We start from the raw sequence: 16,766 nt of genomic DNA, 5'->3' as shown, positions 1-16,766 counted from the left end.
ATGGCCGCTAGACGATTTCAGGATAAGGAAACCCACATGAGCGGCGAAGTATTGATCAATCTGACGCCCATGGAAACCCGGGTGGCGGTGGTCGAGAACGGTGTGCTGCAAGAAGCCTTCATCGAGCGTAGCCGGCGTCGCGGCATCGTCGGCAATATCTATCGCGGCAAGGTGGTACGGGTGTTGCCGGGCATGCAGGCGGCGTTCATCGATATCGGCCTGGAGCGCGCCGCCTTCATCCACGTCCACGAGGTATTGGCGCCCAATACGCCCTCGGAGGAACAGGCGCCGATCAATCAGCTGCTGCAGGAAGGCCAGCCTCTGGTCGTGCAGGTCACCAAGGATCCCATCGGCTCCAAGGGTGCACGGCTGACCACCCATCTTTCCGTTCCCTCCCGCTATCTGGTGTACATGCCGGATTCTCCCCATGACGGCGTTTCTCAGCGCATCGAGGACGAAACGGAACGGGAACGGCTGCGAGAGCTGATGCGCGAGTGCCGCGCCGCTCAGGAGCAGGAGGTGGCCGGTGGCTTCATCCTGCGTACCGCCGCGGAAGGCATTACCCGGGAAGAGCTGCAGGCGGACATGTACTTCCTGCTGCGCCTGTGGCGCAAGGTCAGCGAGCGCAAGCTTACCGCCGCGGTGCCCAGCGTCATCTACGACGATCTGCCGCTGTTCATTCGCACCCTGCGAGACGTGATGCGCGACGGCATCGAGAGGGTGCGTATCGATTCCCGGGAAAACTACCTGGCGCTGATGGAGTTCGCCAACGAGTTCATGCCCAACACCGCACCAAGCATCGAGTACTACCCCGGGGAGCGGCCGATCTTTGATCTGTATAGCGTCGAGGACGAAATCCAGAAGGCCCTGGGGCGCAAGGTGCAGCTCAAGTCCGGCGGCTATCTGGTCATCGATCCCACCGAGGCGATGGCTACCATCGACGTCAATACCGGCGGCTACGTGGGCCATCGCAATCTCGAGGAAACCATCTTCAAGACCAATCTCGAGGCAGCCACCGCCATCGCGCGCCAGCTCAGGCTGCGTAATCTGGGCGGCATCATCATCATCGATTTCATCGACATGGAGGACAAGGAGCACCAGCGTCAGGTACTGCGGGTGCTGGAAAAGTCCCTGGAGCGGGATCATGCCAAGACCAAGTGCACCGGGGTCACCGAGCTTGGTCTGGTGCAGCTGACCCGCAAGCGGACCCGGGAAAGCCTCGAGCAGATTCTTTGCGAGCCCTGTCCGGTGTGTAGTGGTCGGGGCACGCTCAAGACGCCGGAAACCGTGTGCTACGAGATTTTCCGGGAAATCCTGCGGGAAGAGCGGGCCTATGGTCCGGAAACCTATCGGGTGCTGGCGTCCCAGGCGGTGGTGGATCGGCTGCTGGACGAGGAGTCCGCGGCGGTAGCGGACCTGGAAAGCTTCATCGGCAAGACGATCCGTTTTCAGGTGGAAGCGCATTACTCCCAGGAGCAGTACGACATCGTACTGATGTGAACGCTTGCATGAGTCCCTTTCGCCTGCTGATTCGTTGGGTGTTGACCCTGATTGCCTGGGGGTTGGGCTTTCTGGCGGTACTCCTGTTACTGCTGCGCCTGCTGCTGGCGGATATGGGTTACTGGCAGCCGCATATCGAGGAGCTGCTGTCCCAGCGCTTCAACGCCCAGGTAAGCATCGACGCGCTGCGCGGAGGAGTGAGTGGCGTGGACCCGGCCATCGCCATAAAAGGATTCAGCCTGGTATCCCGCGGCCCGGCCCGTCAGCCTCTGCTCGAGATACAGGAGGCACGGCTCGGGCTGGATGTCGGCGCCTCGCTCATAGCGGGTCTACCGGTAGTGGACGATGCCCGAGCGCAGGGCATCACCATTCATCTCTATCAGCAAGCGGATAATAGCTGGCATTGGCCGCGCCCGGCGCAAATTCCTCCCACGCTGACACCGGATAGTCGCCTTACCTTGAAGCGGCTGGATTTCTGGGTGGGGGCACTGCTGCGTCAGCGGCTGGTGGCGGATCGAGTGAGTCTGGTGCTGCACGGCCAGGATCAAGATCAGGATCTCAAGCTCACCGCGCCTCGGTTGTTGTTCAGTGGTGATGCCAATCGAGCGCATATAGAAGGCGAACTTTACATCGCCAACCAGCCCTCCGCTTCGCTGACCACGGTCATCGAAATTCAGCCGGGCAGTCATGGACTCGAGGATTTCAGTGCCGCTCTGCAGGCCAACATGGATCTGGGCACCCTGGGCAGCCTGACGAAAATTCTCACCCGCAACCAACCGCTGCGAGTCGACCGGATCGACGGCAAGGCAAGGCTGTGGGGACGCTGGCATGAAGGAAGGTTGGACGATGCCCGGCTCGACCTGCGAATTCCCGAACTGACGGCGAATCATGAGGACCGGACGCTTTCCGTGCAGGGTATTCACGCGGTCGGCCAGTGGCAGCGCGAGAAAAGCGAGGCCTGGCAAGCCTGGTTCAACCTGGAGGCGGAGGAGAAAATAGCGGATTCCTCGCCTCCCTTGCCTCAGTATTGGCAGGCGCATGGCCAAGGGAGCGAGTGGTGGATGAACGCCAGCGAGTTCGATCTGGCGGCCATGAATCGCTGGCGCGAGGCGCTCCCGCTGCCGTCATCCCTCGAGGAATTGTTGACTAAGCTGTCGCCTCGAGGCCGAGTGAGTGGTCTGGGACTTGGCTATCGGGATGACGCCTGGCGAAGCCGGATCATGCTGGGGGATGCCCGGGTCGACCCCTGGAATCAGATTCCCGGCGGCGGGCCGGTGGATGCCTGGATCGAGACCCAGGATGGACAGGGCGAGGTTCGCTTCAGCGGTCGCGATACCCGTCTAATAATTCCGGAAATCTTCCCCGAGCCCCTGCGCCTGGACGCCGCTCAGGGAGAGGTGGATTGGCAGCTCGAAGGTAAGCGGGCGAAAATCACCGGAAAGAATCTTCAGGCCCGGTGGCGCGACGCCCTGGTGACCGGCGGTTTTCAGCTGGCGCTGGGTGACGATGAGCAAAATGCCTTTGCTCTCGATCTCGATTTCGCGAATGTCGATGCGGTCACCACGCCCCTGGCGGAGTGGCTGCCGACAGGGGCTCTCGGTCCGGAACTGACGGAGTGGCTATCACAGGGGATCGCCGGCCGGGTACCTCGGGGGCGTTTTTCCCTGGCCATGCCGCTGGTCGAGGATCTCACGCCGGAACAGCTCGATCTCACGCTTTCCCTGGATGTCGAAGACGGCTCTCTCGTCTATGCGGAAGGCTGGCCGGCGCTGGAGGAGCTCAAAGGCCATCTGGATCTAGAAGGACAGCACCTGGCCGCCCGGGTCGAAAGCGGTGAAAGCCGCGGGCTCGAGATTCGCCAAGGCAGTGTCGAACTGGAGAACGACATTCTTGGCGTCAGCGCGTCCTCTGTCGGAACGCCCGTGGCGCTGATTGATTTTCTAGCGGGTATTCCAGACGTCGAGCTCGACCCGAAGGATTGGCAAGGTCAGGGAGATATCACCGGCCAGCTCGATCTCGAGATGCCGATCGCCGACCCGGATGCTCTGGTGCTAAGTGTAGCGACTCGGCTTGAGGCGCCTCGTCTGACATATCAGCCGGCGTCCCTGGACCTTGAGGCACTCGAGGGCCAGGTAACCTATCGCTACGCGAATCAGCAGGGCGGGCTCGACGGCAAACTCGATGCCCAGGCCTTCGGCGGTCCGCTTGGCGCGAACTTCGACGTGGATGCCCAGCGAGTGATTCTTGATGGCAAGGCACAGGCTCAGGCACTGCTGCGCTGGGCGGATCAGTCGGCTTTTCTCCCGCTGGTAAATGGTTCTTTGCTATACACCGCGCAGGTCGATTATGCCAATCTGCCGCCGCGGGTCGCGCTGCAGAGCGATCTCGAAGGCCTTGCAATCCGCCTGCCCGCGCCCTTCGGCAAGCGTGCCGAGGACAAGGCACCGCTCGCTGTGAGCTTTGAGCCGGAAAACCGGCAGCTTGACGCGACTCTGGCGAACCGACTGCGTCTGCGCTATCGCGATCTCGACGATATGGCGCCTCAAGGTCAGCTATGGCTCGAGGATTGGCCTCAGGCGCCGCGCTGGCCAACCGGTGGCGGTTGGGAAGTGGACTGGCAAACGCCGCGGTTGAGTATCGGTGCCTGGCAGGAGACACTTTCCGCGCTGGGCTCCGATGGTCTGGGCGACGGCGGTGCTTCCAGTGCCGCTGTCAGCGCGCTGCGTCTCTCCACGGACTGCCTGTCACTGGATCAACGCTGTCTGGGGGATCTGGATATACGGGCCTTCCCTCAGGGGCGGGGAGGTTGGCGAGCCGGTCTGCGAGGCAGTCTGATGGAGGGGCGCTTCGACTATCGGCCCAGTCAGGCGCGCCCCCTGGATATCAGCCTTTCCCGGTTGAATCTGGGGGCGCTGGTGTCGGAGCCCAGCGCGCCGGACAGCCTGCTCGATGAAGTGGCGCCGGCGCCGCAGCCGCTGGCCTATCCGGCGGGTCTGGAAAACTTGCCCGCGGGGCAACTCAACGTCACCTCCCTGGAGTATCGCGGTCAGCGTTTCGGCCCGCTGAGCGCCGCCTGGCAAGCCTCCTCGGCGCGTCTCGAACTGGCGCCCGTATCCCTGAGGCTGGGTCAGGTCGAGGCCAGCGGAGAGCTGACCTGGGAAACAGCGGGCGAAGCCGCCAGCCTGACTCGCTCCCGACTGAAGCTGGAGGGCGGTGATCTCGGTTCCGCCCTGGCGGTGCTGGGGCAGGAGGTGTCTATCCGTAATGCCGATACCCGGGTCGATGCTCAGCTGGCCTGGCCCGGGGCGCCCTGGCAGTTCGCCTTGGAGCGCTCCCGAGGCAGCATCGGTGTCGATTTGCGCAATGGGCGCTTCTTGAATGTGCAGTCGCCGTCCGCCAAGCTAGTGGGGCTTTTGAATTTCGACAATCTGCTGCGCCGTCTGCGTCTGGACTTCACCGATGTCACCGGACGCGGTACCGCCTTCGATAGCGTGAAGGGCGACGCCACCCTCTATGGTGGCATTCTCGAAACCGCCGGGCCGGTGAAGATCGACGCGGTGGCGGCGTCGATCACCCTGAATGGGTCGGTGGATCTGGCAAAACGTGAACTCGATCAGCGTTTGACGATCACATTGCCTGTCAGCCAGGCCTTGCCCGTGGCGGCGCTGGTGGCGGGAGGGCCGATCATCGGCGGCGCCATGTTCATCGCCGAGCGCCTGTTTGGCGGGGCACTGGATACGGTGTCCCAAATTCATTATCGCGTGCGCGGTCCCTGGACCGAGCCGCAAATTTCCGTGGAAAGTGCCCAATGAACCAACTGTCTTGTGAGCCCGTTGCCCAGAACGTGATGGGAAGCGCCATCGCGACGCTGCTCGAACCGGGCGGCCTCGATCTGGAGTCCATCGACAGATCCCTGGCGGCTATCCTGACCCCCGGGGTGGATTACGCGGACCTGTATTTCCAGCGCAGCTGGCAGGAAAGCTGGGTGCTGGAAGACGGCGAGGTCAAGGACGCCAGCTACGATATCGACGGCGGCGTCGGCGTGCGGGCCATGACCGGCGACAAGACCGGCTTCGCCTACTCCAATCAGATGACCGCGGAGGCCCTGAGTGAAACCGGGCGCATCGTCTCGGGAATCGCCAAGAGCGGTTCACGCATTGCCTTGACGCCCCATGTGATCGGCCAGGCCCAGAGCCGTTACCGCGGCGTCGATCCGCTCGGTGGACTGAGCGCGGAAGACAAGATTGCCCTGCTCAAGGAAGCGGATCGCGTCGCTCGCGGCGCGGATCCGGCAATAACCCACGTCAGCGCCTCTCTGTCCGGAGTGCATGAAGTGATGCTGGTGCGGGCCAGTGATGGCACCCTGGCGGCAGATATTCGCCCGCTGGTGCGCCTCAATGTCAACGTGATTGCTCAACGGGAGGGACGCCGGGAGCGCGGCAGTGCCGGCGGCGGCGGTCGTTATCCCATGAGTCGCCTGCGGGACGAGAACGCCGCCACGCGCTTTGCCAAGGAAGCGGTGCGCCAGGCCCTGGTCAATCTCGAGGCGGTGGACGCCCCCGCCGGGCAGATGCCGGTGGTACTGGGGCCGGGCTGGCCGGGTATTCTGCTTCACGAAGCGGTTGGCCACGGCCTGGAGGGCGACTTCAACCGCAAGGGCAGTTCCGCCTTCGCCGGGCTCATGGGCCAGCGGGTCGCCGCGCCCGGGGTCACCGTAGTCGACGATGCCACCCTGGCGGATCGCCGGGGCTCCATGAGCGTCGACGACGAAGGCACGCCGGGCCAGTATACGCCGCTGATCGAGGATGGCATCCTCACCGGCTACATGCAGGACAAGCTCAATGCAAGGCTGATGGGTATGGCGCCCACCGGCAATTCACGCCGGGAATCCTATGCCCACATGCCCATGCCTCGCATGACCAATACCTACATGCTGGCGGGCCAGGATGATCCTCAGGACATCATCAGGAGCGTCAAGCGGGGTATCTATGCGGTCAGTTTCGGCGGTGGCCAGGTGGATATCACCTCCGGCAAGTTCGTGTTCTCCGCCAGCGAGGCCTATCTGATCGAAGATGGCCGTATCACCACGCCGGTCAAGGGCGCGACCCTGATCGGCAACGGCCCGGAGGCCATGGGGCGCGTGTCGATGATCGGCCATGACCTGGAACTGGATACCGGCATCGGCGTCTGCGGCAAGGAAGGCCAGGGCGTGCCGGTAGGGGTGGGTCAGCCGACGCTCAAGCTGGATGAGTTGACCGTAGGGGGTACACAATCGTAAGAAAAGCTGCCGACTTGGCGGCCAGGAGCTCGGCGTTATAGCTCGGCAGTATCCCGCAGCAGCTTGAACAGCCGCCGGGCATTGGTGGGTGGCTTGTCCCGCTGACGTTCCCGCTGGGCATTGCGAATCAGCTGACGCAGCGCTTGACGATCGATATCCGGATAGACGGCGACGAAGGCCTCGACGGCGGGATCGCCTTCTTCGATCAAGCGATCCCGCCAGCGCTCCAAACGATGAAACGCATGATCGCGTCGCTGGCTCTCCTGCTCGAATTCATCGAATACCGCCTGGATCGCCGACAGATCCTCGCGACGCATCAGCTTGCCGACGTACTGCATGTGCCGGCGGCGCCCCTCGTGAGAGCGGATACGCGACGTTTCCTCGATGGCGAACAGCAGATCGTCGGACAGCGGCAGTTTCGCGCGACGGGACTCGCTCAGGGCGATGATCTTTTCGCCCAGGGCCTGCAAGGCGTGCATTTCCTGCTTGCGCTGGGTCTTGCTCGGTCGCGGTGCGCCGTCTTGCGGATCGGAGTCGGTGGGGGAATCGAAGGACATGCCAGCATTTCCAGAACGTGTGTGAATTGAAGACGAGTATACCAGCGTCTTGTTCGACAACCATTGAAGGAGGTCATATGACCCAGGCATTCGATGCCGCCGCTCAGCAGGACCTGCTGGAATCCCGTGCTAGTACCGCCGTGGAGTTGGCACGTCAACTGGGAGCGGATTCCTGCGAAGTAGGCGCCAGCGTCGATCAGGGGATCGGCATCAGCGTTCGACTCGGCGAGGTGGAAAGCGTCGAGCTGTCCCGGGATCAGGGGTTCGCGGTAACGGTTTACGTGGGCGCCCGCAAGGGCAGCGCCTCTTCTTCGGATGCGGGAGATGCCTCGATTCGCGCCGCGGTGGAAAAGGCCATGGCTATCGCGACTCATACCGGGGAAGATCCGGCGGCGGGTCTGGCGGATGCCCGCCTGATGGCGACAACGTTTCCGGATCTGGACGTGCATCACCCCTGGGCGCTTTCCACCGAAGACGCCATCGAACTGGCGCTGGCCTGCGAGTCTGCAGGGCGGGATGTTTCCGGTATCAGTCAGTCAGAAGGTGCGAGTCTTTCCAGCGGCGAAGGCGTGCGGGTCTATGCCAACAGCCATGGCTTCCTGGGCAGCCAGCGCGGTAGCCGCCACTCGCTTTCCTGTATGTTGATCGCCGAGGACGAGAAGGGCATGCAGCGGGACTACGACTACTCCAGCGTGCGGGATCCGCGCCAGCTGGCGAGCCCGCAAGCCATCGGTCGTCAGGCGGCGGAGCGCACCCTGCGACGTCTCGGCGCGCGGCGACCCGCCACCGGACGCATGCCGGTGCTGTTCGACCCGCAGCTGGCCAGCGGTCTGATCGGCCATCTGATGGGAGCGATTGCCGGCGGCGCGCTGTATCGCGAGGCATCTTTTCTTTGCGGGCGCCTCGATGATTCGCTGTTTCCACAATGGTTTTCGCTGCAGGAACGACCGCTGGAGCGCGGCGCCATGTCCAGCAGTCCCTTCGACAATGACGGCGTCCAGACCCGGGACAATCTCTTCATCGACCAGGGCCGCCTGGCGAGCTACATGCTTTCCGCTTACAGCGCCCGGCGCCTGGGCATGGAGACTACCGGCAACGCCGGCGGCGCGCGCAACCTTCGCTTGAAAGCGCCGCTACAGTCCCGGGAGGAATTATTGGCGAAAATGGATCGTGGGGTGGTGGTCACCGAACTGATGGGCCAAGGCGTCAATAGCGTAACCGGGGATTATTCCCGCGGCGCGGCGGGTTTCTGGGTCGAGAACGGCGAGATTCAGTATCCCATCGAGGAGTTCACCATCGCCGGCAGCCTGCAGGCCATGTTCGAGGGCTTGATCGGCGTCGGTGACGATACGGATACCCGCGGCAGCATTCATACGGGGAGTTGGTTGGTCGGCGAGATGACCATAGCAGGCGGCTAAGTACGCGTTTCGATGGGCCGATAGTCGCTGTCCAGCCCCAGACGTGCGAGCAAGCGCTGGAACAAAAAGGCTTCGGAGCCTTTCAGCGAGCGTTTCAGGCAGTCCAGGAACTCGCGCTTGGCGTATTTGAAGAAACGCGGCGCCTTGTAGGCGTCGAGATCGATGGCGAACACCTGTCCGTCGCGGACCAGGAAATTGTCCGTATGCAGGCCCCGACAGTGGATGTCGTGGCGATAATAGGCGACGAGGATATCCAGGTAGCGGGTCTGCAGCGCCTCGGATTCGAGAATCAGCTGCTTGAGGGGCGCGCCGTGGACGTTCTCGGTGACCAGCCGATACTTGCGGGCCTCGACGATGGTGGGCGATGCGATATCAAGCGCCGCCAGCCGGGCGGCGATCCGCGCGAAATTGTGCCCTGGGTGAGGGCGAATACCCAGGGCGTAGCGCAGCTTGTCGAAAGGCTTGGGATGAAAGGTCTTGATGAAATGGTCTTTTTCGGGATCGAAGTAGACCATTGAATATTTGCCGCTTTGTATCAGTTGCATCGTCGTTCCACGGTAGGCCGGGTCTAGGCGTCTTCGTCGAAGCGGGCATCGAAAAGGGCTTCCAAGGCGTCCAGGGTGGCGGTGGCCTCCTCGCCGTCCGCATGAACGTCGAGCACGCTACCACAGGGCGCCGCCAGCATCAGAAGCGACATGATATTGGCAGCGTCCGCTTCCCGGCCCTGATGATGAACCCTGACGTTTGCCTGATAATTCTGGCAGCACTGAACCAGTTTTGTCGCCGCGCGGGCGTGCAGACCCCGCTTGTTGGTTAGTGTGAGTCGGCGCTTTGGCATGGTGGCTAGGGTTCCGCGCTGTTCGTGGACGCCTCGCGGACGTCTTGTTCGACGGTGAGTTGAATGCCCAGTTCCCGGTGGCGCAGCTTCACGTCAGGATAGTGCTTGGCGAAATGTTGAGCCAGGCGCTCCGCCAGATAGACGGAACGGTGCTGGCCACCCGTGCAGCCGATGGCTACGGTCATGTAACTGCGCCGGCTATCCTGATATACCGGCAGCCAGCGTTCCAGCCAGCCGGTGATATCGTCGGCCATCGCCCTGACATCGTCGAAATTCTCGAGAAATTCGATGATTTCCGGATCGCGACCGTTGAACTGCCGCAGGGCGCGATCCCAGAAAGGATTGGGAAGGCAGCGTGCGTCGAACACCGTATCCGAATCCAGCGGTACGCCATGCTTGAAACCGAAGGATTCGAAGGTCAGCGTCATTTGTTGACTGACGTGGCCGGCAACCTGTTCGGCAATGCGCCCGCGCAGGTCATGGACGGAAAGGCCGGTGGTATCAATTACCAGATCCGCCAGATCGTGAATGTCCTCCAGAGCGATTTCTTCCATCTCGATCGCCTCCGCCAAGGTCACGTCGCGATCGCGAGTCAGCGGATGACGTCGGCGCGTGGAGGAATAACGCTCGAGAAGTACACGGGCGTCCGTGGTCAAATAGATGACTCGGCAGTCGATACCACGTTCTTGTACCGCTGCCAGCATCGCCGGAAAGCGCTCAAGCGCCCCGGGCAGATTACGGGCATCGATACTGACGGCAACCGAGGAGCGCGGCGTCTCGCCGTGCTGAAGCTCGTCCACCAGGGGGCCGAGCAGCATGGCCGGCATATTGTCGATGGCATAGAAGCCGAGATCTTCCAGGGCCTGAAGCGCGATGGATTTGCCGGAGCCCGAACGACCACTGATGATCACGAGCTGCATTTGAAAAACTCCCGGGTAGCGGTGGCTAGAAGTCGCTGTCAGTTCGTATCCTCGTCACGCTGACGATGGATGGCTTGCAACAGGATCTCGTATAGCTGTTGTTGGCTGGCGCTCTTGCGCAGCTGTTGACGTGTGGTCAGATCCCCCATGACACGTGCCACCTGGCCAAGCAGGGCCAGATGCGTATCGTCCGCTTCCTCAGGTACCAGCAGCACGAAGACCAGATCCACCGGCTCACCATCGATGGCGTCGAAGTCGACGGGTTCCGACAGTTTCAAAAAGCCCGCCAAGGGGGTCTTGCAGTGTGGGTTGCGCGAATGCGGAATCGCCACGCCATTGCCGATGCCAGTGCTACCGAGTCGTTCGCGACCAATCAGGCGGCTGAAGACTTCCTGGCTATCGAGACTGGGGGTGTTCTGGGCGATAAAGGTGCTGAAGAATTCCAGCACTCTTTTCTTGCTTCCCCCGGGGACATCGAACAGCGTGCGCTCCGGGGGGAGAATGGTTTCCAGATTCATCGTTTCAGCGAGCACCGGCCCCTTGGGCGCGGGCCTGGGCTTTTTCCTTGTGCTTGACCAGCTGACGGTCGAGCTTGTCGGTCAAGGCATCGATGGCAGCATACATGTCGTCGTTTTCCGCTTCCGCATGCAATTCCCCACCGGCGACGTGCATAATGCAGGCGGCTTGCTGACGCTCCTTCTCGATGGAGAGAGTCACCTGCACCGTAGTGATATTGTCGTAATGACGCTCCAGGCGGGCGAGCTTTTCATTAACGTAGTTACGTAGGGCGTCGGTGAGTTCCACATGATGGCCGGTGATATTGACTTGCATGTCACGCTCCTTTTCCGTCGGCAGTCGTCTAGATTGTAACCCTTTTTGGCATCCTGCATAGTCCAGGCGTCAATATTACGCTGACGTCCTTATCACAGCATCCAAAATACCGCTCATGCAAACGCGGTTGACTCATTTTTTCAAGTGGGACAACCGTTTGCGCTCGTTGGAAGGCGGTATTCCCAGCGCTTCGCGGTATTTCGCCACGGTGCGCCGGGCGACCTGAACACCGTCGGCGTTCAGCAAATCTACCAGTCTACTGTCGGAAAGCGGTTTGCGAGCGGGTTCCTGTTCGATCAGCTTGTACAGGCGCGCCCGTATGGCGGTGCCGGAATGGCTTTCTCCATCGCTGCCGCCCAGCTGGCTGGAAAAGAAATGCTTGAGCTCGAATACCCCTTGAGGCGTATGAATGAATTTCTGGGTGGTGACCCGGGAAACCGTGGATTCGTGCATTTCCACTTTGGCGGCGATCTCCGCCAGCACTAACGGCTTCATGGCCTGATCGCCCTGTTCCAGAAAATCGAGCTGGTGGACCATGATTTCCTGGCCGACCTTGAGCAGGGTGGCGTTGCGACTCGACAGGCTCTTGATCAACCATCGCGCTTCCTGCAGATGATGCTTCATGAAGGTGTTGTCATCGCTTTTATCCGCGCGGCGTATCAGTGCGGCGTAATCCGGCTGGATACGCAGGCGGGGCAGGGCGTCGGGGTTCAGCTCGATGCGCCAGTCTCCCTGCACGCGCCGGGCCAGCAGGTCGGGAATGACATAGTCGCTGTTTATGGTATCGAAGACATGGCCCGGGCGTGGGTCCAGGCCGAGGATGAGATCGATGGCCTGTTGCAGCGCGTCATCGTCGAGACCCAAGCGACGTTTCAGCAGCTTGCGATCGTTGGCGGCCAGCGCCGTGAGGAATTGACGTGCCAGCCGCTTGGCCTGAGCCAAAAAAGGCGGAGCCTGGGTCAGGCTGTTCAACTGCAGCAGCAGGCATTCGCCGAGATGGCGGGCAAAGACGCCGGTCGGTTCGAACTGCTGCAGCCGTGCCAGCACTGTCTCGATTTCCGCGGGTTCGAGATCACTCATGCCCTGAGCCTTGAGGCCTTCCGTGATCTCCTGCAGCGGGCTTTGCAAATAACCGTTGGGGTCCACCGCATCGATCAGACTTTCCGCGATTCGGCGTTCACGACTGTCGATATCGGTCATCGCCAGCTGCCAGAAAAGATGATCCCGCAGGCTGGTGCCTTGAGCGCTGCGCTCCATGTCCGGCCCTTCGCCAGCGACACCGGATGAGTGGAAATCCTGGAAGGTATCCGACCATTCGCTATCGGTGCTCAGTTCTTGGGGGATCTCTTCCGGCCAGTCTTCTTCCTGAAGTGGCTCGACGACTTGTTCGCCGTAGGCTTCTTCGAGTTCCAGCATCGGGTTGGATTCCAGCGCCTGCTGGATTTCCTGGCGCAGATCCAGGGTGGAAAGCTGTAGCAGGGAGATGGCCTGCTGCAGCTGGGGCGTCATGGTCAGCTGGGTGCCGACACGTAACTGCAACGAGGGTTTCATGACCATGGTTTCAACAGCGCGAAAGCGAATTCATCCTCACCCTATCCCTTGATTCCTGAGCAAGCAATATACGTATGAGAAAAACAAGCAATTTGCATGCCAGAAAAATCATCACGGGAAAATAAAAATCGATTGTCAAGAAGTGGCGGTGAAAAAGCGTCGAGGAAGTCGCTTAGCCGTCTTTCTCAAAGCCTGAAATCTGCCCCGAGGTAGACGTCTCGAACCTTCTGGTTGGACAGGATGCTCTGAGGATCGCCTTCGGCGATGATCTGGCCATTGCCCACGATATAGGCTCGATCACAGATATCCAGGGTATCGCGCACGTTGTGATCGGTAATCAGCACGCCGATGCCGCGCGCCTTGAGTTCACGAATGATCGTCTTGATTTCCCCGACCGAAATGGGATCCACCCCGGCAAAAGGCTCATCCAGCAGTATGAAGGTAGGCTCTGTAGCCAGGGCCCGGGCGATTTCCACTCGGCGCCTTTCCCCGCCAGAGAGGCTCATGCCTAGGTTGTCGCGGATATGAGTGATGTGAAAATCCTCCAGCAGCGAGTCGAGCCGCGCCCGCCGACCGGCGCGGTCGAGGTCCTTGCGGGTTTCGAGAATCGCCAGGATGTTGTCCGCCACGGAAAGCTTGCGGAAGATCGACGCCTCTTGGGGTAGATAACCGATACCCGCGCGGGCGCGCTGGTGCATGGCCGCCTGGGACAGATTGTGGTCATCGATAAAGACCTGGCCAGCGTCCGCTCGCACCAGCCCGACGATCATGTAGAAGGCGGTGGTCTTGCCGGCGCCGTTGGGCCCCAGTAGCCCGACGATATGTCCTTGCTCGATGTCCAGGCTGATATCCTGCACCACCCGGCGGCGCTTGTAGCTCTTGGCCAGATGACGAACGCTCAGTGTCTTCATGCTTTCCCTTGAATGCTCCAACGATTTACTGCTCCGGCGTCAACGTCATGCGTACTCGCTGGCGCTGGGTGCCCTCGGCCTCGGCGCGCGCTTCCACCACGCGACGGTCGAGCTGGTATTCCACATAGGCGCCGTTGAACACATCCTCCCCACGGTGCAGCTCCGCCTGATCGATCAGTTCGACACGCCGTTCCGCCGCATGATAGACGATGGTTTGCCCCCAGCCCTTGGCCAGGGGATCCTCGGGGCTGGGCTTCTGCTCGATATAGGCTCGGTCACCGGTGGCGGTCACCCGTGAAACCTGACCATCTGCGTTGCGCTGGATCTCCACCCGTGCGCCGGTCAGCTTCATGCTGCCCTGCTGCATGTCCACGTCGCCGGTATAAATGGCGGTACCCGCCTTGTCATCGAGCTCCAGGCGGTCGGCGCTGATCTCGATGGGGGCGCTGGCGTCGCCTTCCAGCGCGAAGGCGAACGGCGCGATGCTTGCCGGCCCGATCAGCAGGGCGCCGGTCAGCAGAACAGTTCGCAGAGAAAAACAGTGGTTCATGATGAGGATTCCTTGACGGGGTGGAAGCCGCGCACCTTGCCGGTAAGCCGAGCGCGGCCTTCGTTGATCCAGGCGTCGAAGCGCTCGCCGCGGATGTGCTGGGGCGGTTGACGCAGGGTGGCTTCACCTTGGCTATAGGCATGACCGCTACCCGGCAAATAATGCAGCACCTCGGTTTCCAGCAGCCAGTTTTCCTCCGGCGCTTCCAGCTCCGCCTGGCCGCTCAGGGTCACCTGGGTGCCGTTTGGCGCCAGGCGTCCGCTTTCGCCGCGTGCCAGCCAGACTCGCTCATCCTCGTCGTAGATACGTAGTCGAGGGGTCTTGGCGCGTGTGACATCATCCACCGGTGTGTGCACCAGTCGCGGACTTTGCAGGCGCTGATAGGCTTCGCCCTGCTCGTTGAAGCGGGTCAGGTTCGCCCCTTCCAGGAAGTAGTCCGGCTCCCCGGCGGGATCTTCCGGCACGGGTCCGGGGATTCGTACGCCGCCCCGATCGAAAAACAGCGCCAGAACGACGCCGAGAGCCAGCAGAATCAGCAGCAGCCAGAACTTGGGCGGTATTCTTGCAAGGCGCTGGCGCATGGGTATCAGCCTTCTTCATCGGCAGAGGAATGATCGGAAAGAGGGTGGTCGCTGAGACTTGCGCCCTGCAGAAAGGTTTCCACCACCCGTTCCCAGCAGCCTCTGGCTTCTAGAAGCCTGTCGCAAATCTCCCGTACGGCACCAAAGCCGCCGGGAGTTTGGGTGACCCAGTCTGCCGCGTCCTGTATATAGGGCGGCGCGTTGGGCACGCTGATGCCAAGGCCCGCAAGGTGGATGGCGGCAAGATCCGGCAGATCGTCGCCGCAGTAAGCGACCTGGAAAAAATCGAGCCCCAACTGGTTCATCAGTTCCTGCAGCGCGGCCAGCTTGTCGTCGCGGCCCTGAATGATGTGCTCGATGCCCAGCGCCACGGCGCGCCGGGTCACCATGGGCGACTCGCGTCCGGTGATCAGGGCTATCTTGATTCCTGATTGTTGCAGCAGCTTGAGGCGATGGCCGTCCTGGGTATGAAAGGTCTTGATTTCCGAGCCGTCCGCATGAAAATACAGCCGACCGTCCGTCAAGACGCCATCGACGTCCAGAGCCAGCAGTTCGATTTTTTGCGCGCGAACGGAAAAGCCGTCGCTGGTAGCAGAGGGCATATCGTCTCCGTGAAGTAGCGGATTGTGGCTGGCGCTTATATGACGCCGCTGGCCAGCAGGTCATGCATATGCAAGGCGCCTATCGGACGGCCTTCATCGTCCACTACCGCCAGGGCGGTGATGCGATTGTCTTCCATCAGGCGAACCGCTTCCACCGCCAGCAGGTTTGGCGCAATGCGCTTGCCTGGCCGAGTCATGACATCATCCACCTTGAGTTCGTGCAGATCGTGATACTGATCCAGGGTGCGGCGCAGATCGCCATCGGTATACACCCCCGCCAGCGTGCCTCGAGCATCTACCACGCAGGTGAAGCCGAGCCCCTGACGAGTGATTTCCAGCAAGGCGTCCCGCAGGGGGCTTCCCAGCGGCACCTGGGGCAGACGCGCGCCCTCATGCATCAGGTCCGCTACCTTGAGCAGCAGACGCCGGCCCAGGCTACCACCCGGGTGAGTCAGGGCGAAATCCTCCGCGGTAAATCCTCGGGATTCGAGCAGCGTGACTGCCAGGGCATCGCCCAGCGCCAGAGCGGCGGTGGTCGAGGAAGTGGGCGCCAGATCCAGCGGACAAGCCTCTCGGGCGACCGCCGCATCCAGATGAGCATCCGCGTGACGGGCGAGAGTAGAGGTGGTTCGCCCGGTCATGCTGATCAGGGGCACCTTGATGCGCTTGAGCAGCGGAATCAGGGCGACCACTTCGCTGGTTTCACCGGAATTCGACAGCGCCAGCACGATATCCTTGGGGGTGATCATGCCCAGATCGCCGTGGCTGGCTTCTCCCGGGTGCACGAAGAAGGCCGGCGTACCGGTGCTGGCCAGGGTCGCGGCGATCTTGCCGGCGATATGCCCGGACTTGCCCATGCCGGTCACCACCACGCGGCCGTGACATGCCAGGATCAGTTCGCAGGCGCGATCGAAATGATCATCAAGCCGGGATTCGAGCGCCGCGATGGCCTCGCTTTCCAGCCGCAGGGCTCGGCGCGCGCTGGCGCGGTAGGAAGAGTCGCTGTCGAGGGTCTTGAGGGAATCGGTCATGAGGGAATTGTTGCCTGTCCAGAGACTGGACTCAAGCGCTTCCCCTCAGGCAAAGGTAATAAAGAGTGCGGAGGCCTATCAAAAAGTACAGTAAAAGAATGAGAAGGCTGTAGCGATCATTGCGGCTCGTCGAACGCGTCGCCTTTATTGGAATCAGGGCGACAAGAGAATATCCGCGAACGCTCGCGGATACTGGCT

16 protein-coding genes are annotated in these 16,766 nt (G+C 61.7%); 4 read left to right on the top strand and 12 right to left on the bottom strand.

Features of this window, described 5'->3' with window-relative positions; genetic code table 11:
* Nucleotides 1–36 precede the first annotated feature (36 nt).
* From rng to tldD, 3 genes are read left to right on the top strand one after another with little or no spacing between them, the layout of a single operon-like run.
* On the top strand, nucleotides 37–1,500 hold the full coding sequence (gene rng / locus FGL86_RS14835; RefSeq protein ID WP_147185373.1) for a ribonuclease G: 1,464 nt from the start codon (nucleotides 37–39) through the stop codon (nucleotides 1,498–1,500).
* An 8-nt stretch (nucleotides 1,501–1,508) separates the two neighbouring features.
* Nucleotides 1,509–5,312, top strand: coding sequence for a YhdP family protein (locus FGL86_RS14830; RefSeq protein ID WP_147185371.1), 3,804 nt, complete (start codon nucleotides 1,509–1,511; stop codon nucleotides 5,310–5,312).
* Nucleotides 5,309–6,778: a metalloprotease TldD gene (gene tldD / locus FGL86_RS14825; RefSeq protein WP_147185369.1), complete on the top strand. Its 1,470-nt coding sequence runs from the start codon at nucleotides 5,309–5,311 to the stop codon at nucleotides 6,776–6,778. The genes FGL86_RS14830 and tldD overlap by 4 nt, the downstream gene beginning before the upstream one ends.
* Before the next feature lie 35 nt (nucleotides 6,779–6,813).
* On the opposite strand, the gene yjgA is transcribed toward tldD, so the two are convergent.
* Nucleotides 6,814–7,335: a ribosome biogenesis factor YjgA gene (gene yjgA, locus FGL86_RS14820; RefSeq protein ID WP_147185367.1), complete on the bottom strand. Its 522-nt coding sequence runs from the start codon at nucleotides 7,333–7,335 to the stop codon at nucleotides 6,814–6,816.
* A 77-nt stretch (nucleotides 7,336–7,412) separates the two neighbouring features.
* Between yjgA and pmbA the strand changes: the two genes are divergently transcribed.
* Entirely contained in the window at nucleotides 7,413–8,753 is a 1,341-nt protein-coding gene (gene pmbA, locus FGL86_RS14815; protein ID WP_147185364.1) for a metalloprotease PmbA, read from the top strand.
* On the opposite strand, the gene FGL86_RS14810 is transcribed toward pmbA, so the two are convergent.
* The 11 genes from FGL86_RS14810 to FGL86_RS14760 all read right to left on the bottom strand — a co-directional run bounded on the left by FGL86_RS14810 (nucleotide 8,750) and on the right by FGL86_RS14760 (nucleotide 16,568).
* Entirely contained in the window at nucleotides 8,750–9,298 is a 549-nt protein-coding gene (locus tag FGL86_RS14810; RefSeq protein ID WP_147185363.1) for a BUD32 family EKC/KEOPS complex subunit, read from the bottom strand. The genes pmbA and FGL86_RS14810 overlap by 4 nt on opposite strands.
* A 23-nt stretch (nucleotides 9,299–9,321) precedes the next feature.
* Complete coding sequence (locus FGL86_RS14805) at nucleotides 9,322–9,591, bottom strand: HPr family phosphocarrier protein (protein ID WP_147185361.1); 270 nt, start codon at nucleotides 9,589–9,591, stop codon at nucleotides 9,322–9,324.
* Nucleotides 9,592–9,596: 5 nt separating this feature from the next.
* Nucleotides 9,597–10,511 carry an RNase adapter RapZ gene (rapZ, locus tag FGL86_RS14800; RefSeq protein WP_147185359.1) on the bottom strand — a complete coding sequence of 305 codons (915 nt, stop codon included), beginning with the start codon at nucleotides 10,509–10,511 and terminating at the stop codon, nucleotides 9,597–9,599.
* Between the two features lie 38 nt (nucleotides 10,512–10,549).
* A complete protein-coding gene (ptsN, locus tag FGL86_RS14795; protein WP_147185357.1) occupies nucleotides 10,550–11,029 on the bottom strand; it encodes a PTS IIA-like nitrogen regulatory protein PtsN in 480 nt (159 codons plus the stop codon).
* A gap of 4 nt (nucleotides 11,030–11,033) precedes the next feature.
* The gene (gene hpf, locus FGL86_RS14790; protein WP_147185356.1) at nucleotides 11,034–11,342 is read right to left on the bottom strand and encodes a ribosome hibernation-promoting factor, HPF/YfiA family; all 309 of its coding nucleotides are present in this window, start codon (nucleotides 11,340–11,342) and stop codon (nucleotides 11,034–11,036) included.
* Between the two features lie 132 nt (nucleotides 11,343–11,474).
* The gene (locus FGL86_RS14785) at nucleotides 11,475–12,899 is read right to left on the bottom strand and encodes an RNA polymerase factor sigma-54 (RefSeq protein WP_147185354.1); all 1,425 of its coding nucleotides are present in this window, start codon (nucleotides 12,897–12,899) and stop codon (nucleotides 11,475–11,477) included.
* 179 nt (nucleotides 12,900–13,078) lie between these two features.
* A complete protein-coding gene (gene lptB / locus FGL86_RS14780) occupies nucleotides 13,079–13,804 on the bottom strand; it encodes an LPS export ABC transporter ATP-binding protein (protein WP_147185353.1) in 726 nt (241 codons plus the stop codon).
* Between the two features lie 25 nt (nucleotides 13,805–13,829).
* Nucleotides 13,830–14,354, bottom strand: coding sequence for a lipopolysaccharide transport periplasmic protein LptA (lptA, locus tag FGL86_RS14775; RefSeq protein WP_147185351.1), 525 nt, complete (start codon nucleotides 14,352–14,354; stop codon nucleotides 13,830–13,832).
* Nucleotides 14,351–14,935 carry an LPS export ABC transporter periplasmic protein LptC gene (lptC, locus tag FGL86_RS14770; protein WP_147185349.1) on the bottom strand — a complete coding sequence of 195 codons (585 nt, stop codon included), beginning with the start codon at nucleotides 14,933–14,935 and terminating at the stop codon, nucleotides 14,351–14,353. Before lptC ends, lptA begins: the two co-directional genes overlap by 4 nt.
* A 5-nt stretch (nucleotides 14,936–14,940) precedes the next feature.
* Entirely contained in the window at nucleotides 14,941–15,537 is a 597-nt protein-coding gene (locus FGL86_RS14765) for a KdsC family phosphatase (RefSeq protein WP_147185347.1), read from the bottom strand.
* A gap of 35 nt (nucleotides 15,538–15,572) precedes the next feature.
* Nucleotides 15,573–16,568: a KpsF/GutQ family sugar-phosphate isomerase gene (locus tag FGL86_RS14760; protein ID WP_147185345.1), complete on the bottom strand. Its 996-nt coding sequence runs from the start codon at nucleotides 16,566–16,568 to the stop codon at nucleotides 15,573–15,575.
* Nucleotides 16,569–16,766: the final 198 nt, after the last annotated feature.

It is taken from the genome of Pistricoccus aurantiacus (assembly GCF_007954585.1).
Lineage (GTDB): Bacteria > Pseudomonadota > Gammaproteobacteria > Pseudomonadales > Halomonadaceae > Pistricoccus > Pistricoccus aurantiacus.
Note: the sequence above shows the minus strand (reverse complement) of the source record. Positions and strands in the feature narration are given on the sequence as shown.

Excerpts from the sequence above, each read along its gene's own strand:
- rng (WP_147185373.1), top strand. The coding sequence starts at position 37 with ATGAGCGGCGAAGTATTGATCAATCTGACGCCCATGGAAACCCGGGTG.
- FGL86_RS14830 (WP_147185371.1), top strand. The coding sequence starts at position 1,509 with ATGAGTCCCTTTCGCCTGCTGATTCGTTGGGTGTTGACCCTGATTGCC.
- tldD (WP_147185369.1), top strand. The coding sequence starts at position 5,309 with ATGAACCAACTGTCTTGTGAGCCCGTTGCCCAGAACGTGATGGGAAGC.
- yjgA (WP_147185367.1), bottom strand. The coding sequence starts at position 7,335 with ATGTCCTTCGATTCCCCCACCGACTCCGATCCGCAAGACGGCGCACCG.
- pmbA (WP_147185364.1), top strand. The coding sequence starts at position 7,413 with ATGACCCAGGCATTCGATGCCGCCGCTCAGCAGGACCTGCTGGAATCC.
- FGL86_RS14810 (WP_147185363.1), bottom strand. The coding sequence starts at position 9,298 with ATGCAACTGATACAAAGCGGCAAATATTCAATGGTCTACTTCGATCCC.
- FGL86_RS14805 (WP_147185361.1), bottom strand. The coding sequence starts at position 9,591 with ATGCCAAAGCGCCGACTCACACTAACCAACAAGCGGGGTCTGCACGCC.
- rapZ (WP_147185359.1), bottom strand. The coding sequence starts at position 10,511 with ATGCAGCTCGTGATCATCAGTGGTCGTTCGGGCTCCGGCAAATCCATC.
- ptsN (WP_147185357.1), bottom strand. The coding sequence starts at position 11,029 with ATGAATCTGGAAACCATTCTCCCCCCGGAGCGCACGCTGTTCGATGTC.
- hpf (WP_147185356.1), bottom strand. The coding sequence starts at position 11,342 with ATGCAAGTCAATATCACCGGCCATCATGTGGAACTCACCGACGCCCTA.
- FGL86_RS14785 (WP_147185354.1), bottom strand. The coding sequence starts at position 12,899 with ATGGTCATGAAACCCTCGTTGCAGTTACGTGTCGGCACCCAGCTGACC.
- lptB (WP_147185353.1), bottom strand. The coding sequence starts at position 13,804 with ATGAAGACACTGAGCGTTCGTCATCTGGCCAAGAGCTACAAGCGCCGC.
- lptA (WP_147185351.1), bottom strand. The coding sequence starts at position 14,354 with ATGAACCACTGTTTTTCTCTGCGAACTGTTCTGCTGACCGGCGCCCTG.
- lptC (WP_147185349.1), bottom strand. The coding sequence starts at position 14,935 with ATGCGCCAGCGCCTTGCAAGAATACCGCCCAAGTTCTGGCTGCTGCTG.
- FGL86_RS14765 (WP_147185347.1), bottom strand. The coding sequence starts at position 15,537 with ATGCCCTCTGCTACCAGCGACGGCTTTTCCGTTCGCGCGCAAAAAATC.
- FGL86_RS14760 (WP_147185345.1), bottom strand. The coding sequence starts at position 16,568 with ATGACCGATTCCCTCAAGACCCTCGACAGCGACTCTTCCTACCGCGCC.